This window comes from Bordetella tumbae (assembly GCF_965139195.1).
In the GTDB taxonomy this organism is placed as follows: domain Bacteria; phylum Pseudomonadota; class Gammaproteobacteria; order Burkholderiales; family Burkholderiaceae_B; genus Bordetella_A; species Bordetella_A tumbae.
In genome coordinates, this window is record NZ_CBCSJH010000001.1 from 334,051 (window position 1) to 347,886 (window position 13,836).

The following is a 13,836-nucleotide window of genomic DNA, read 5'->3' on the forward strand; positions in this document are numbered from 1 at the left end:
AGGTCATCGGTAGAGGGACAGAACAAAAATTGTACGCCATGGGCATTTTCCCTGGCCTTGTTCTTGGGGCGACCCAGCGTGCCGAGGAAGCGGATATCCCGATAGTGACGGAGATCACCACTCCGGTTGACTTGAAATTTTTGATTCGAAGTGGGAACTCACCGTGTCGAATCGTTACTCATGCCGGTATTTGCAATGATTTCAACCAGATGTTGCGCGATCCGGATCGTGTGACACACCTTTACGGCCGGTACTCATGATGATTGCTAATTCTTTTGTCGCTGCCACCGATTCCGTCTCTGATCTGTTTGCCCGGTCGGGCATCGGGATGATCCCAGATGACAACGCCGAGATGGAGCGCGTACAGGCGCATCTCATGGTGTGCGTCTACGCCAAGGATGCATCCGGTGTGAGAGCCATATTTGCGAAGAACGATACCGAAAAACTAATCGCCAGCCTGAGAGCGCCCAGGTATTTCCCAGTGCATGCAGCGTCGGCCTCAGACAGTGGCGCGGTATTGAGTGCTTTGGTCGATATTCTGCCGGCAGAGGCACTGGATGTCCGGGATGAAAATGGACTGACACCGCTGATGTGTGCCGCGCGGCATGGCCACGTCGCGGCCATTCATACGTTGTTGGCAGGCAAGGCGTCCGTGGATGCGACGGATCAATCCGGCTACAGCGCTTTGATGTGGGCGGCCATGTCCGGGTTTGTGGATGCAGTCAAGGTCCTGTTGGGGTACGAAGTATACGCAGACGATAGTGCCCAGCCCGTGGGCGTCGACAGACAGGACAACAACGGCGACACCGCTCTGGTGCTGGCGATTCGTGCAGGGCATTACGACGTTGTAGAGTCGCTGGTGGCTCGCCGGGCAAACATCAATACTGCAAATGCTGAGGGGGAATGTGCACTGAGCGTGGCCGTGGCACTGGGGCGCCGCCGGGCGATCCGGCTCTTGTGTGAGCAAAGGGATATTGATCTCAACGCCATAGACCGCGCGGGCCTGACGGTCATGATGCGCGCTGCAGATTATGCAGACCGGACCTACGATTCGTCCATTTTGAATCTCTTGATCGGGCAGAACGCCCGGACCGATTTGAAAGACCGCGACGGATGTTCGGCGCTGCTGCGGGCAGCAAAAGGGCAATCGGATATCGCTATCGAACACCTGATCGCAGGCGGGGCGGATATCCATGCAACGGATTCCAACGGATGTTCTGCCCTGGCGCTCGCTGCGAAGCACAATAATCTGTATGGGCTGAGATTCCTGCTCAAGCAGCGAGGTGTGTGGGTAGATGCGCGCGACCACAGTGGGCGAACGCCGTTGTTTCATGCTGTCGAGAATGAAAACTATGACATGGTCAATGAGTTGATCATGCACGGCGCAAATAGCTGTCTGTCCTATACCGTCATCGACGGCACCGTGCTGACGCTGGCGCAGCGCCGTGGGGACCGGCGCATGGTGAAGCTCTTGTTGGACAAGGGCGCTGGCAACGATATCAAGGATATGGCTGCCCTGCCGGGTTAGTGCACTATTTCACGGATTTAGGCGCCTTCAATGCCGCGTGGTAATGCGCTACATAGGTATCAAAGTCGACCGTGTCGCTTTGTTCGAGGTGCGTTTGCTCAGCATGTGACTGCCGTGCCGCCTCGGCATAGGTCGCGGCGATGTCGGCAGGCAGAGGTTGTGCACGCAGAGTGTCTGCATGTCGGCGGCTGAGCTGCAGCGAGTAGTCGTGAAACGACAGGCCGCTGTCGTGCAGGTCGCTGAGCAGGCGTGCCGAGGGTGTATCGTCGGCGCGGTCGAGTTTGTCTCGTTGAGCTTGCAGGGCGCGCGTATAGGCGTCTCCACCTAAGGACTGGTCGTAGAGCGCCGCAAAAGGAGCGATCTGATCGAGCAGCTCGTGGCCCCAGACGGGTAATTCGATGGCCACGCCGTCGCGGTCGAGTTGCAAGCCGGGTTTGCGGCCTTCTTTGACGACGACGGAAAAGTTGTCTGCGCTACGTTGGCAGTAGCCGTTCTGCGGGAAATACGGGCTGTCCGACGCGGCACAGAACAACAAGAATGCGTCCATGAAGCGAGCCGTGTCCGCGGCGATGCCTACGGGCTGGCTGGGATCGATATCGAGGCAGCGGACTTCTACGTATTGCACGCCGCGCTCGGCCAGTGCGGTGATAGGCCGCTCGCCGCGGCCGGTAGCGCGCTTGGGGCGAATGCTGGAGTAGTACTCGTTTTCGATCTGCAGCACATTGGTGTTGAGCTGGATCCATTCGCCGTTGCGATGTGTTCCGATGGCTTGGTAGTCGGGCCAAGGTTGGGACACGGCCTCGTACAGGCGGCCCAGAAAGGTATCGAGATCGTTGTAGCAGAGCTTGAGCTGAGATTGGGCCTTGTTCTGATAGCCCAGGTCGCTCATCCGCAGGCTGGTGGCGTAGGGCAGGTACAGCGTGTCGTTGCCCAGGGGCTGCAATTGCTGAGCGTTGTCGCCCATGAATTGGCGCGACAGGGCGGGGGCGGCGCCGAACAGATACATCAGCAGCCACGAGTAGCGCGTGAAGTTACGGATCAGGCTGATGTAGCCGCGCGAACGCTGGTCTTGCGGATCAGGCGTGCCGGGATCCAGAACGCCCCACAGCGCATCGGGCAAGGAAAAGTTGTAATGCACGCCGGCGATGCATTGCATGGCTTTGCCATAGCGTTCGGCCAGGCCGCGACGGTAGACGTGCTTGAGCATGCCGGTGTTGGACTTGCCATACCAGGCGATGGGAATATCGGCCTCGACGGGCAGAACCGCCGGCATGGACTGATTCCAGATGAGCTCGTCATCCAGCACGCTATAGACAAAGCGATGGGTATTTTCCAGCTCGGTCAGCAGAGGGTCGACACGGTCATGCGTGCCAGTGATCAGCTCGAGCAGGGCCTCGGAATAATCGGTCGTGACATGTTGGTTGGTCAGCGCAGCACCCAGCCCGGCCGGATGGGCGGTACGGGACAGGCGCCCCTGGTTGTCGACGCGCAACCCTTCTTTTTCGATGCCACGCAGGGTCTGGGCAAGCAGGGCGGTATGGGCCTGTAGGCGGGCCAGGCGGCTGGCGGTGGTATCGGTCACAGTCATATGAATATTCGGATATTGAGGCCGGATTTTACGAGGTGTGGGCGATTCCTGCCGAGGTAACCTCTCTGAGAGCCGGGGATCGGTGACAATTCATCCATATCATTATGCGTGAGGGAGGGCATAACATGATGATTTTTCGGTTGTTTTGTCGTCGTGGGCCGCGTTCCGCGGTGTTGCAGCTGTGTTGTATGGTGCTGTTATTGGCTGGCGGGTGCACGCCGAGTTACAACTGGCGCGAGATGGTGGTGGCCGACGGGCATGTGCAGGCGGCTTTCCCGGCCAAGGTCGAGACGGAAACGCGTAACATTTCTCTCGGGGGCCAGGCGTTGGCATTTTCGCTGACTACGGCGCAGGTCGATCAAGCGATGTTTGCGGTGGGGTCTGCGCCGTTGCCCGCGGCGATTGCAAAGGATCGGGCGGCGCGGGAGGCATTGGGTCAAGCGTTGATGCGGTCTCTCTATGTGAACATGGGGGCTCCGGTGCCGTCGCCGCTGCCGAATTTTGGGGACGAGATCGTGGCACGGGGCCGTGCGGGGCAACAGCCGGCTTGGCTGATGGCCCGGGTATGGGTGACCGATACGATGTTGATCGATGCGGTAGCCGCAGGGACCGAGCAGAGTTTGCCTGTGGATCCGGCTCAGGAGTTCGTGCGGGCGGTGAAACTGAAGTAGGCGAGTCAGTGCGCGGAGATTCAGGGATGCGGCGTACGGTCGATGCGGTCCGCGTGGGTCGGACGGTTTTTTCTGGGCGCAAAGGCTGAGGCTCGGTGACTAGGACGGGCAGCAGGCGTCGTCTGACGGCGATGGCGATCGCAGCGCCTCGGTTGTTGACGCCGAGTTTGTGACAGGCATTGCCGATGTGGAAGTTGACGGTGCGCTCGGTGACCCCCAGGATGAGGCCGGTTTCCCGACTGGTTTTCCCCAGCGACGACCAGTGCAGGCACGCGACTTCGCGGTCGGAAAGATGACGTCCTTGCATAACATGTGCGGTGGCGCAGAGCTGCCGAAATGGTGAATTGCGAGAATTAGGTCGCGCGATTTTCCATGTGATACGCAGGATTTATAGCTAAGACAGGATCTGCGATGAGTTATCGGACTCATCTGAGCGTGTATCGGCCCGTTGATGCGCTGGCGCGGGGATGTCCCGGGAGCATCAGCCGCAGGGCTCCTGTCGTGTGACAGGCTGTGACTCGGCTTGAGAGTGCTAGAATCTCTGCTTCAAACCGGCGCCGATTTGCCTGATCCGCTTGCGGGCGCCTCTATAAATCCAGCTAAAGAGGTCGGTATGACCGCTCCTGCCTTGCATTCTGCCGAGGGGATTGCCCCCGGTTCCATCCAGCCATCCACTGAGCCGGCGCCCGGTTCGGTCGGTATGGTGACTCCGCAATTCATCCGATTTGATGAGCCGCTGCCATTGGCCAGTGGTCAGTCGCTGCCGTCCTATGAGCTGGCGGTCGAGACCTATGGCACGTTGAACGATCAGCGCACCAATGCGGTGTTGGTGTGCCACGCGTTGAACGCTTCGCATCATGTGGCGGGTATCGCTCATGACAATCCCAAGGATGTCGGTTGGTGGGACAACATGGTGGGGCCCGGCAAGCCGCTGGATACGAACGTTTATTTTGTGATCGGGGTGAACAATCTCGGTTCGTGTTTTGGGTCTACCGGGCCGGCCAGTATCAATCCCGAGACGGGGCAGCCCTGGGGCGCGGCGTTCCCCGTGCTGACGGTCGAGGATTGGGTTCACGCCCAGGCCCGCCTGGCGGATTATTTCGGGATCGAGCGTTTCGCTGCCGTGATGGGTGGATCTCTGGGCGGGATGCAGGCGCTCAGTTGGGCGATTACGTGCCCCGAGCGGGTGGCGCATTGCATTGTGGTGGCCAGTACGCCGCGGTTGTCCGCCCAGAATATCGGCTTTAACGAGGTGGCGCGGCGCGCCATTATCACGGACCCAGATTTTCATGGGGGCGATTATTATGCGCAGCATACGGTGCCCCGGCGCGGGCTGTCCGTTGCGCGGATGATTGGGCATATCACCTATTTGTCGGATGACGACATGGCCGAGAAATTTGGCCGTACGCAACGTGAGCCCGCCGAGGGGGGGGCGTATCGCTATGGCTACGATGTGGAATTCGAGGTCGAGTCGTATTTGCGGTATCAGGGCGAGAAATTTTCCCGGTATTTCGACGCCAATACCTATTTGTTGATTACGCGTGCGTTGGATTATTTTGACCCCGCTCGTAACACAGGGGGGGATTTGGCACGTGCCTTAGCACCAGCCACGGCAGATTTTCTGTTGGTGTCGTTTACGACAGATTGGCGTTTTCCGCCTGAGCGGTCGCGCGAGATTGTGCGCGCATTGCTTAAAAATGGCAGCCCCGTCACGTATGCCGAGATTGATGCGCCGCATGGGCACGATGCGTTTTTGCTGGATGACTCGCGTTACCACGCAGTCGTACGAGGGTATTACGAACGTATTGCGCGCGAGTTGGGGTTGGCGCAGGCGACGTCAGGCGAAAATGCCGCGTCGCCGGCACACGCTTTGTCCTCCACGGAGGACGCAACCCCGTCAGGAAGGATTGCAGAGGAGCCAGTATGAGTCCCGTGTCGGTAAAACCTGGGCGTACGCAAGGTATGCGTCCTGATCTGGTCAGGATTGCCAGTTGGATCGACCCAAGCAGCCGGGTCCTGGATCTGGGGTGTGGCGATGGCGCGTTGCTCGCGTATCTGCGTGACGAGCGTTCAGTGCGAGGTGCGGGAGTCGAAATCGACGATCAGCATGTGATCGCCTGCGTGCAACGGGGAGTCGAGGTCATTCAGCAGAACCTCGAAGATGGCCTGGCCCTGTTTGATGACAAGCAGTTTGATACGGTGGTGCTGTCGCAGACGCTGCAGTCGATGCATCGCACCGAGCACATTTTGCGCGAGATGGCGCGGGTGGCGCGCTATGGCATCGTGTCGTTTCCGAATTTCGGTTATTGGCCGCATGGGTGGTCGATCTTGCGGGGGCGGATGCCTGTGACGGGGCAGATGCCTTATCAGTGGTACAACACGCCGAATATCCATCTATGCACCTTGCGCGATTTCGAGCGGCTGGCGGCTGACCTGGGACTGCGGATCTTGGAGCGAGCGACGTTCCACGAGGGACGAGAGATCAAGGTATTACCCGGGTGGCGCAGTACCTTGGCGGTTTATCGTTACGCCGCGGAGTGAGGCGGGTGTTGGCTGGCTGATGGCGGTTGATGTCGACATTTGAGGTGGTGCGCGTCTAGGCGGCGCCGGGGAGCGGGGCCGCTATGTTTGCGATGTCCGTGTACGTGTGCACGCGGATGGCAACCGGGCTGCTATTGGTTAATATGCCGGATGTTCGGCGCTCGCAGCGCCATCGCCGTCAGGAGAGCCTTTATTACTGCCGCATCCCATATCTATTTCAGTCGTCGGGTGGCGCCGTTGCTGGTGTTGGGTTTTGCCAGCGGATTGCCGGTGGCGTTGACTGGAGGCACGTTGCAGGCGTGGGCCACGGTCGAGCAGGTTTCGCTAGAGGAAATCGGTTTCCTGACGCTGGTGGGTTCGGCATATACGCTGAAATTTCTGTGGGCACCCCTGCTGGATCGTTATGTGCCGCCTATTCTGGGCCGGCGGCGCGGCTGGATGCTGATCACGCAATTGTTATTGGCCGTGGCGATCATGGCGATGGGGCTGCTGTCGCCCGGATCGGCTTTGTTGCCATTGGCGTTGTTGGCCATGATGGTGGCGTTTTTGTCCGCTACGCAGGATATTGTTTTTGATGCCTATAGCACTGACGTGTTGCGTCGCGACGAGCGAGGGGCAGGGGCAGCAATCAAGGTACTGGGGTATCGGCTGGCGATGGTGGTGTCCGGTGGCTTGGCCTTGATTTTGGCGGACCAAAGGTTGGGTTGGGGGCCGATGTATGTCTCGATGGGCGTGTTGATGCTGTTATGTTCTGCAGCCACGCTCTGGGCCCCTGAGCCTGAGCAACCCGTGACCGCGCCGCGCTCGCTGCGTGTTGCGGTGGTGGAGCCGTTTCGCGAATTTTTTTCTCGGCGCGGCGCTTATACGATCCTGGCACTAATCGTGCTGTACAAGCTGGGCGATGCTTTTGCAGGGGCGCTGTCCACGACGTTTTTGATACGTGGCGCCGGATTCGATCCCACTGAGGTAGGCACCGTGAACAAGGTGCTGGGTCTGCTGGCGACGATTGTGGGGGCGCTGGCGGGTGGTTCGTTGATGGCCCGGTGGGGCCTGTATCGCTCGCTGATGGCCTTTGGTATTTTGCAGGCGATTTCCAATCTGGGTTATTGGGTGATTGCGGTCAGTCCGAAGAGTCTCTGGCTGATGGCTACGGCCGTCGGGGTGGAAAACTTGTGCGGCGGCCTGGGGACGGCGTCCTTTGTGGCATTGCTGATGGGGCTGTGCCAGCAACGGTTTTCTGCGACGCAGTTTGCATTGCTGTCGGCTTTGTCGGCGGTTGGGCGGATTTATCTGGCTGGTCCGTTGACGCCGCCGTTGGTGCACTGGCTAGGCTGGCCCGGATTTTTCTTGTTGACGGTGGCGATTGCCTTGCCGGGCTTGGTGTTGCTCTGGCATCAACGCCGGATAATCGATGCGCTGGAGTCGCCGGCCTGATGCGCTGACGGCTGTGCGCGGGCCGGCTGGGCTGCGAGCATCGCGCGGGTACGCAGCGGGATTTTGTTCGTAAGGTGCGTGAAATAACTATGCCTGTTGAGACGTCTACCGTGTTGTTGCACATCTTGTATCTGATCGCGATCGTGGCCGAGGCGATGACGGCGGCGCTGGCAGCCGGACGTCGCGATATGGACTGGATGGGCGTGTGCATCATCGCGTGCGTGACGGCACTGGGCGGTGGATCGTTGCGTGATGTGCTGTTGGGGCACTATCCGCTGACGTGGGTCGCGCATCCCGAGTATTTAGCGATGACTGCCGGTGCGGCATTGGTGACGGCGTTCATTGCGCCGTTGATGCGGCGGCTGCGTCGATTATTTCTGTGGCTGGATGCTGTGGGGCTGGTGGCGTTTACGGTCATAGGCTGCCAGGTCGCGCAGCAGATGGAGATGTCGACCAGCGTAGTGTTGATCAGCGGCATGATCACGGGTTGTGCGGGTGGGGTGCTGCGCGATGTGCTATGTAACGATGTGCCGCTGCTGTTCCGCAAAGAGCTGTATGCCAGCGTGTCGATTGTGACTGGGGCGCTTTACCTGGGTCTGCTAAAGCTGGACTGGGGCCTTAGTGCGGCAGTGCCGGTGGCGTTAGTGGCGGGATTGACGTTCCGGTTGTTGGCGTTGAGGTTCAACTGGCAAATGCCACGTTTTGTGTACCGTGATGATTGGCATTGATACGCGGTATCAACGGGCCAAACCCTGCTAGTGGACCCATCCCCATTGGCGATGTGCTTGCCAATGGGGATGCAGAGATTATTAGTCCACTACTTTAGCCAATTCAGGCGCGTCGCGTGAATGTCGGATTTTCCCATTGGTTCAATGCGGCCAACTGACGATAGTCGTCGTGAAGCAGCTGCGCCTGCTCTTCGCAAACAAGCGCCATGTCGTCCAGATATGCCTCTACCTCTGCAAGAGACATACCGGTGAAATCCGATGTTTCCACGGGCGTTTGCTCTTGTTCCGTCGCCAGCCTCTTTCGCTGATTCTTGATAATGTCCAATGCCGTAGCTTGATGGGGCCTGAACAGGGATTCGTCAGGTTGGTTCAAAAAGCGTACCGTCAAGACGTGGGCGCCGCTTTTGTCGATCTTGGGCTCGAACTCCATTTGGTTCGCGCCACCAGGGAAGGTGCGGCTATAGTCGGCAATGGTCATGCGTCCAATACCGGCATCGATCAGTTTTGCTGAGGGGCCTACGTCCGCAGTATCGGAGAAATTGGCGCGGGCCGTGGGGGCGCTTGCCAAGAAGCTGTAGAGTTTACGCTCCGGATCCGCAATGGTGTAAGAGCCGTCCTGGCCTTGCGATAAAGTGGGTGCCGTGGCTGCAGCAGATGGATTTCGAGCATTTGAAATGGCCTGCGCATCGATATATCGGGCAATCGACCTCACCGTCGTCAAATTGCTAGGAACGGCATAGTTGCGTTCATGCGCGCCTATTTTTGCCGCGTATTTGACAGCGCCAAAATTCGGGCCCGATGAGAGAATCGTACGAGTGAGATTTTGGCCAATTGCGATATCGGCCCGCAAAGCGGTGTCCGTCACCTTTGTCGAGGTACCGCTGTTTTCCAGGTTCTGGAGCGCGATCACGTCAACGTCAGCAGCGAGAGTACTGTTCTTGATGGTGGATAAGTCCAGGAGCAGGGCTCTGTGTGCATTTTTAAATGCCTCTTCGGCATTTTTTTCCGCTTTGGCATGAGCAGCTGCTTCGCTTACATGAAGCGTGAACAACATTCGTTCGCTCAGGGCATTGAATTCTTGGATGAGCGAGGCAATGAAGTTGTAGAGTGCATCACGCGTTTGTGCGAGCTGTGTAAGGACGGCGTTACGCGTCGGGTCGTCGCGGTGAGCTACTGATACGGGCATGCCATTTTCCAATTCGCAGGCCATTTCGATACGTGCTCGTGCTCTTACGGCTCCTATTATCTGCCGTTCCAGCGCGCCGCAGTGGTCATAGCGCTGCGAAATAGTCGCCATAATACGTTGTTGCATTGCCCAGCGATGTTGCTCTTGACCGATGATGGCGTCCAACTCGTCGAGGTCCTTTTGGATCTCGGGTAGTCGGTCGTTTAACACGTTTTGTACGCCACGGCTCTGAGCTCGCTCTGGAAATTTTCGCATCTCTGTCAGAGCGAGGATGGTTCCACCGCTCAACGCAGCGGCGCCGAAACCTATTCCCAATATGCCAGTCGCACCTACGCCTCCGATGGCCACGCCGGATGCGACGCCTACCGTAGTATCGAGAATTGCGGTGACAGCTCCTTGCGTACGCGCCGAGAAGTTTTGGAGAGAGTCCCACGTAGAGAGCTGGACCGAATCAATGCGGGCTGCGTCGGGAGTCGATAGTTTGATGCCGTGTGTTTTGCAAATACTCTCATCCAAACGTTGCAGCTTCACCTCGATTTGGTAAGCCAACTCTGCGGCACGTTCTATACGCTGACCCGGGGTGAGTTGTTGTATTGATTGTGGTGCATTATTTCCCACCCACCCCTGGACCGTACCAGTCGCTGCGTTATACATTCCAACCAAGGGGGCAGTGAATGCTGAGCGCCAGGAGCGGGGCGACTCAGCACTTATTTGAGTCGGATCGGTTTGGCCCTCCAGGCCTTTTCGGGTGGCCGTGCGCAGGGCGTCGAACGGCTGTTCTAACGTGCCGTGGGAGTCGATTTCAGTCGCTACCCAGCTATCTAATAGGGACTGTTCTTTAATCTCTACCCAGCTATCCAATAGAGACGGCTCTGCATTGTCAACCACCGCGGCTGCACACATTTTGACGGGGGAATAGTCCTCGCGAACAAAACTATCAAGGTTTGGGCGCAACGTATTGGCAGAGTCTTGAGACTTTTTGGATGCCTTGGGTGGCGCGTAGTTTTCGTGGAAATCAAAGGGCTTTAGAGCAGTAACAACAGTCATAATATGGGTTCCAGGGTTAGGGCGGCAGGCGGTTAGGGGCTCGGGATTTCTGAGCACCGTCGATGTTAGTGATCGGGCTGCCAATAGCTGCCGCTTTTTTGCAGGAGACCGTGTTTTCGGACCAATTTCCCTGGCGCCGCTGCCTTCTTCGGCAAAAAAATGTTAGTGCTTACCGCGGAACAACAAGGCGGCTCAGCATATCTACTACGCCTGCGGCGGGCAGCCGTTATCCCGCCTCCATGGCGAGCTCCGCTCGTGTGAACACCTCGACGATAGTCCGCACGTGCAGGCGTACCCTTGTGACTGGTTTTTAGTTAGCTCAGTCCGATTTTGTATAAGTTGTGATTGCTGCGGTAGGGCAATTGTTATGCTGACCAGCATATCGATTTTGAACTAGTGCGTCGTTGCCTATCGGCCGATGGATTCGTACCGTGTGGCTGCCCTGTCAACAGTGAGGTTTAAAAGATAATGATTAAAGTGTCTAGTGGTGTCGCATCCTATGTCAACCCGATCCCGCCAGAGTGCACGTACCTGGATCAGACCCCGATGGAGAGTTTGAAAAAGTACGTGGAGCAGGATGACGACGCGGCGATCAATAGCTTGCTCGATCATCAGGAAAACGTCGCGTTGATCGTAAAAGGGCTTAAAAATTCACCATACTCGTTGTTGCATCAAGCCGCGGCACAGCGAAAAGATAACGCGTTGATGGCGATGATGGAGAAGCTGCCCATCGAGGTGTGGAATTTTCGTACTAAAGAGGACCTTACCCACACGCCGCCCATCATTGGTGGGCGTACGCCGATCATGTTTGCGGCAGAGAGCAATAATGGTGAGCTTATCTCTAAGCTTTTCTACGCTGTGACTAGCTATATATATGATCGTCAGGATGCGTTCAGCATGTATGGCGCCTTGCCCAGCCAGGCGTCGCTTGAGGAGCTAGATGCAGTGAGGAAGGAGTTCAAATGTATGTACGGAAAGGTGGAATCTAACGAAATATGGTTGAAGATTCTCAACGCTCAAGATTACGAGGGAGACACCCCGTTGCTGCTTGCTGTCAAGAAAAACAGGTACGACAGCTTTTACCAGCTATGCATATTCGGTGCCCAGCCTGATATCCCAAACTGCCTGGGAGACAGCGCGCGAAGTGCCATTCTTGCCTTGCCTGCAAAATATGCCATACGCACGCGTTTTGAGGAATTTGCGGCGCCGCAATCGCGCTGTACCGTTTTATAGGCGCGTGTCATTCCTGAGGTGTTCAGTTTCTGGTTTTTGGGGGGCGTTTAAAACGCCCTGAAGTTGGACTGAGCTCCGCCATTCAAAAGGGCGTCAGAAAATGCGATGCTGCCGATCATCGGCAGCATCGCATCTAGTGCCTTCAGGCAGTGTCCACTCGAATGCGGTGCCTACGGATTGAGGGACTGCGCTATTCAACCAGCTAGCGTGTTGAGCGCAGGCCTGTTGTGTGCGGAGCGCAGGAGCTTGCTGCGCTCGGGAAGGGGTAACGAAAAAAAGCCCGCTGAACAGAGAGCGGGCTTCGGGGCTGTATGGGAACAGAGGTTCAGTACAGGCCTTGCTGGATCATGGCGTCGGCGACTTTGACGAAGCCGGCGATGTTGGCGCCATCCAGATAGTTGACGGCGGTGCCGCGACCTTGGCCGTGACGCACGCAGTTTTCGTGGATGTCGCGCATGATGGAGTGCAGGCGCTGATCGACCTCTTCGCGGGTCCAGGCCAGGCGGATGGCGTTTTGGCTCATTTCCAGGCCTGACACGGCCACGCCGCCAGCGTTGCTGGCTTTGCCCGGGGCGTACAGGACGCCGGCTTCGATGAAGGCCTTGGCGGCTTCCAGCGTGGACGGCATGTTGGCGCCTTCGGCGACGCATTTGACGCCATTGGCGATCAGCGTGCGTGCGTCGTCGATTTCGAGTTCGTTCTGGGTCGCGCAGGGCAGGGCGACGTCGACCGGCACGTGCCACGGGCGCTTGCCTGCGACGTAGGTCAATTTGAATTGGCCTGCATATTCGGCCAGACGGCCGCGCAGGTCATTTTTGATGTGCATCAGCGCGGCCAGCTTTTCGTGCGTGAAGCCGGCTTCATCGACGACCGTGCCGTCGGAGTCCGATACGGTAACGACGCGTGCACCCAGGCTCATGGCTTTTTCGATGGCGTATTGAGCCACGTTGCCCGATCCTGAGACGGCGACCCGCAGGCCGTCAAACGACAGGCCGGTGCGCTTGAGCATTTCTTCGGCGAAGTACACCGTGCCGTAGCCGGTGGCTTCCGGACGGATCAGGCTGCCGCCGAAGGTCAGGCCCTTGCCGGTAAAGACGCTGGCGGCCGAGTTGGAGATTTTTTTCATCATGCCGGCCATGAAGCCGACTTCGCGTGCACCCACGCCCATATCGCCTGCAGGTACGTCGGTGTCCGGGCCCAGGTGGCGATGCAGTTCGAGGATCAGTGCCTGGCAGAAACGCATGACTTCGGCGTCGGATTTGCCTTTGGGGTCGAAGTCCGAGCCGCCTTTGCCGCCGCCCATGGGCAGGGTGGTCAGCGCATTTTTCAGGGTCTGTTCGAAACCCAGGAACTTCAATACCGACAGATTGACCGACGGGTGAAAGCGCATGCCGCCCTTGTAAGGGCCGATCGCCGAGCTGTGTTGCACGCGAAAACCGCGGTTGACGTGGGGCTTGCCTTGATCATCCGTCCAGCAAATGCGGAACTGGATGACGCGCTCGGGCTCGACCAGACGCTCGAGCAAGGCGTGCTCGGCGTAATGGGGATGCTGCTCGATAAAGGGCCACAAGCTGGACATGACTTCGTGCACGGCTTGCATGAATTCGGGCTGATGCGGGTCGCGCACAGCGACCTGACGCAAAAAGTCGTCAAGACTTTGCAGTTTCAATGGGGTCTCCTGGGGTGCCGCAGACCGGTGCATAAATGCCCGGATGTGGTGCTATTCGGTCCAAAATAGTGCGCAATGGCACTGGCTCGGTGCGCAATTGTAGGGGTATCGGCGGGGGCGTGCAAAACGAATCATTCGCCGGAAACCCGCGCCAATATTGGGGCTGGATGTCTAGAAAAATTGGGGACGCAATGTATCAAAGGGCTCGTTC

The 13,836-nt window shown here is 58.0% G+C and carries 10 protein-coding genes, 1 pseudogene and 1 riboswitch; of the genes and pseudogenes, 7 read left to right on the forward strand and 4 right to left on the reverse strand.

The features are described 5' to 3' along the window. The first annotated feature begins 256 nt into the window (after window positions 1–256). The gene (locus ACNA0J_RS01595; protein WP_415815721.1) at window positions 257–1,528 is read left to right on the forward strand and encodes an ankyrin repeat domain-containing protein; all 1,272 of its coding nucleotides are present in this window, start codon (window positions 257–259) and stop codon (window positions 1,526–1,528) included. A gap of 4 nt (window positions 1,529–1,532) precedes the next feature. Here ACNA0J_RS01595 and gshA read toward each other — a convergent pair whose 3' ends face one another. After that, the gene (gshA, locus tag ACNA0J_RS01600; protein WP_415816495.1) at window positions 1,533–3,110 is read right to left on the reverse strand and encodes a glutamate--cysteine ligase; all 1,578 of its coding nucleotides are present in this window, start codon (window positions 3,108–3,110) and stop codon (window positions 1,533–1,535) included. A gap of 194 nt (window positions 3,111–3,304) precedes the next feature. Here gshA and ACNA0J_RS01605 point away from each other — a divergent pair, with 194 nt between their 5' ends. Then, entirely contained in the window at window positions 3,305–3,787 is a 483-nt protein-coding gene (locus ACNA0J_RS01605) for a hypothetical protein (protein WP_415815723.1), read from the forward strand. A 139-nt stretch (window positions 3,788–3,926) separates the two neighbouring features. Here ACNA0J_RS01605 and ACNA0J_RS01610 read toward each other — a convergent pair. Beyond that, a pseudogene (locus ACNA0J_RS01610) lies at window positions 3,927–4,094 on the reverse strand (helix-turn-helix domain-containing protein); the annotation flags it as partial. 237 nt (window positions 4,095–4,331) lie between these two features. Continuing rightward, window positions 4,332–4,411, forward strand: a riboswitch (SAM riboswitch). Between ACNA0J_RS01610 and metX the strand changes: the two are divergent. The 4 genes from metX (at window position 4,401) to ACNA0J_RS01630 (ending at window position 8,490) form a co-directional block, all read left to right on the forward strand. Continuing rightward, window positions 4,401–5,714 (forward strand): homoserine O-succinyltransferase MetX, encoded by a 1,314-nt coding sequence (gene metX / locus ACNA0J_RS01615; RefSeq protein WP_415815725.1) that lies wholly within the window; start codon window positions 4,401–4,403, stop codon window positions 5,712–5,714. Its footprint overlaps the riboswitch before it by 11 nt. Further along, window positions 5,711–6,328 (forward strand): methionine biosynthesis protein MetW, encoded by a 618-nt coding sequence (gene metW, locus ACNA0J_RS01620; protein WP_415815727.1) that lies wholly within the window; start codon window positions 5,711–5,713, stop codon window positions 6,326–6,328. Before metX ends, metW begins: the two co-directional genes overlap by 4 nt. A gap of 150 nt (window positions 6,329–6,478) precedes the next feature. Further along, window positions 6,479–7,762 carry a muropeptide transporter gene (locus ACNA0J_RS01625; protein ID WP_415815728.1) on the forward strand — a complete coding sequence of 428 codons (1,284 nt, stop codon included), beginning with the start codon at window positions 6,479–6,481 and terminating at the stop codon, window positions 7,760–7,762. 89 nt (window positions 7,763–7,851) lie between these two features. Further along, window positions 7,852–8,490, forward strand: a complete 639-nt coding sequence (locus ACNA0J_RS01630) for a trimeric intracellular cation channel family protein (RefSeq protein ID WP_415815730.1) — start codon at window positions 7,852–7,854, stop codon at window positions 8,488–8,490. Window positions 8,491–8,593: 103 nt separating this feature from the next. Here the strand turns inward: ACNA0J_RS01630 and ACNA0J_RS01635 are convergent, their stop codons facing one another. Then, the gene (locus ACNA0J_RS01635) at window positions 8,594–10,723 is read right to left on the reverse strand and encodes a hypothetical protein (RefSeq protein ID WP_415815732.1); all 2,130 of its coding nucleotides are present in this window, start codon (window positions 10,721–10,723) and stop codon (window positions 8,594–8,596) included. A 546-nt stretch (window positions 10,724–11,269) separates the two neighbouring features. Between ACNA0J_RS01635 and ACNA0J_RS01640 the strand changes: the two genes are divergently transcribed. After that, window positions 11,270–11,956 (forward strand): hypothetical protein, encoded by a 687-nt coding sequence (locus tag ACNA0J_RS01640; RefSeq protein WP_415815734.1) that lies wholly within the window; start codon window positions 11,270–11,272, stop codon window positions 11,954–11,956. Between the two features lie 325 nt (window positions 11,957–12,281). On the opposite strand, the gene gdhA is transcribed toward ACNA0J_RS01640, so the two are convergent. Further along, window positions 12,282–13,625, reverse strand: a complete 1,344-nt coding sequence (gene gdhA / locus ACNA0J_RS01645; RefSeq protein WP_415815736.1) for an NADP-specific glutamate dehydrogenase — start codon at window positions 13,623–13,625, stop codon at window positions 12,282–12,284. Window positions 13,626–13,836: the final 211 nt, after the last annotated feature.

What these genes read in the sequence shown, in the direction of transcription:
- ACNA0J_RS01635 (WP_415815732.1), bottom strand. Translation starts at nt 10,723, where the DNA reads ATGACTGTTGTTACTGCTCTAAAGCCCTTTGATTTCCACGAAAACTAC.
- metX (WP_415815725.1), top strand. Translation starts at nt 4,401, where the DNA reads ATGACCGCTCCTGCCTTGCATTCTGCCGAGGGGATTGCCCCCGGTTCC.
- metW (WP_415815727.1), top strand. Translation starts at nt 5,711, where the DNA reads ATGAGTCCCGTGTCGGTAAAACCTGGGCGTACGCAAGGTATGCGTCCT.
- ACNA0J_RS01625 (WP_415815728.1), top strand. Translation starts at nt 6,479, where the DNA reads ATGTTCGGCGCTCGCAGCGCCATCGCCGTCAGGAGAGCCTTTATTACT.
- ACNA0J_RS01630 (WP_415815730.1), top strand. Translation starts at nt 7,852, where the DNA reads ATGCCTGTTGAGACGTCTACCGTGTTGTTGCACATCTTGTATCTGATC.
- ACNA0J_RS01605 (WP_415815723.1), top strand. Translation starts at nt 3,305, where the DNA reads ATGGTGCTGTTATTGGCTGGCGGGTGCACGCCGAGTTACAACTGGCGC.
- ACNA0J_RS01640 (WP_415815734.1), top strand. Translation starts at nt 11,270, where the DNA reads ATGGAGAGTTTGAAAAAGTACGTGGAGCAGGATGACGACGCGGCGATC.
- ACNA0J_RS01595 (WP_415815721.1), top strand. Translation starts at nt 257, where the DNA reads ATGATGATTGCTAATTCTTTTGTCGCTGCCACCGATTCCGTCTCTGAT.